The 1,063-nt window shown below is 29.2% G+C and carries 1 protein-coding gene; it reads left to right on the forward strand.

Going from position 1 to position 1,063, the window contains the following annotated elements; genetic code table 11:
- Positions 1 to 276 precede the first annotated feature (276 nt).
- Positions 277 to 1,063 (forward strand): hypothetical protein (locus BBROOKSOX_RS11515; protein WP_139662003.1); only part of this gene is annotated, 787 nt, incomplete at its 3' end.

Raw genomic sequence — 1,063 nt, forward strand, 5'->3', positions numbered from 1 at the left:
CACAATGTTTGCAAATTGGCATTAAGCCACCAACCGTTAACAACAGCAACAAGGCACTGTATTATATTTTGTTAGAACATGCAAAAATCAATCCAACACCATTGGCGTATTTTTTTCAAGCGTGTTCTGAGTAAAAAAACCGTAAAATAGTCAAAATAAATAAATTATGCGATTATCTGAACTTATAAAATTTACTGGGAAATATGCTTTAAAACAAATTGCGGGTAAGTTTGAGGTTTGGAAAAAAGAACAGAAGTTGAGTTTTTGGAGTGGTAAGTGACTTCATTATTTCCAGAAAATGATATTAAATTAGAAGATTTGTTTTTAGAAATAAAATACGATGGCCCATCATTTGATGGTGTTATGAATATTCAAGATTTGGGTAATGAGTTATTAGGTATTGAATATTGCTTGACGAAAATAATCAATGATCTAGTTAGAATTGATAAAGAATTAAGTGAAGCGGATATTGAATCTTTACAAATCCTAACAGAGGGATTTGTTAATAATTGTTTTAAAAAGAAACTTAAGTTTTTTTTAAGCAATCTTAGTGAAAATTTAGCAAATACTCCTATACTTAGAAGTACTCTTAAAGCGGCAATAGATACTTATCTTCATACACAATCAGTTCAAACTAGTTTAAGTAGAGGTGATACAAAATCAATGCTTAAATCTGGTCAAATTCCAATAGGGCAATATCAACAAATTAAAGATTTACCCATTCCAGATAACGCAAAAGAAATTATCAGATCTAATCTTATTGATAAAAAATACAGAGAAGAATCAGCAAAAATAGTAATACCATTAAAAAATGATAATGACAATTTAGAGTCATCATCGCCAGTGCTAGAAGAGTCTGTCATTATTGATAATACAAATAAACAAAGTTTTTTTATTATTGACTCACCAACAGAACAAGAACAAGATGTTACTGAAGAAAGAAAAACTATCAAAGGTAGAATAAACTCAATAAATTTAGACGCCACTAAAAATCAAATTGGTTTTAAGGTTAAGAATGAGGGCAATGAAATACATTGTCATTTGTCTGAAAATTTGAGCATAG

The organism is bacterium endosymbiont of Bathymodiolus sp. 5 South (assembly GCF_900128535.1).
Taxonomy (GTDB): Bacteria; Pseudomonadota; Gammaproteobacteria; order PS1; family Pseudothioglobaceae; genus Thiodubiliella.